This window comes from Methanobrevibacter oralis (genome assembly GCF_001639275.1).
Taxonomy (GTDB): Archaea; Methanobacteriota; Methanobacteria; order Methanobacteriales; family Methanobacteriaceae; genus Methanocatella; species Methanocatella oralis.
This window is the reverse complement of the sequence record NZ_LWMU01000017.1, coordinates 1-790: the sequence shown is the minus strand read 5'-3', so window position 1 is coordinate 790 and position 790 is coordinate 1. Positions and strand designations below refer to the sequence as shown.

At 23.7% G+C, this 790-nt stretch carries 1 pseudogene; it reads right to left on the bottom strand.

Annotated elements, in window-relative coordinates:
* Positions 1-790: pseudogene (locus MBORA_RS00335) on the bottom strand (right-handed parallel beta-helix repeat-containing protein); the annotation flags it as partial.

Here is a 790-nt window from a genome sequence, read left to right as displayed (position 1 = left end):
CATTAACAACAATATATGTTGAATCTAAAATAACACCATTAACCATATTGTCCGCTTCAACATTAGATAATTCATCAGTTATATCTTTAAAAATCCCTACACTACTATTGGTTTCAATAACATTATCCAATATAATACTATTATACACTAAACCCTTAATATAAATACCATAACTTTCACTATTAATCTTATTGTTGATAATAGTATTGTTATAATACCTATGTTTAGTAGATTTAGCTGTTATAGTGATGCCCATATTTTTAGTGTTGATAATATTGTTATTTATAATATTAAAATTACCTAATAAAGATATCCCTATATCATGTTTATTATTAATCTTATTGTTATAAATATTAGAATAGTCACTTGTAGCTTCTATTCCAACACCATATCCTTTAATATTTATATAATTATCATAAACATTAACATTACTACCAATAAACATGGCTCTAACAAGGTCAATATAAGTAAGATTATTTCTATAAACTTTAGAAACTAAATTATCACCCCCTCTCGCTAGAATACCTGATGTTAAACTATTACCTTTTAAAACATTATTGTGTACAGAAAAATTACTTCCAAAAACAGAAATTCCAATACTACTATTAATTACAATATTATTATAAATAGAAATATTATTACCAACTAAATTAATAGCACGTAATCCTTTTAAAAAAGTGTTGTTTGCAATGACAGTACCATTATGATTTTCATAAGCACATTGTAACAAAATAGACATTTCACCATTACAAAAACCTTTAAAATCATTAAATGAAATTATATTACCTTT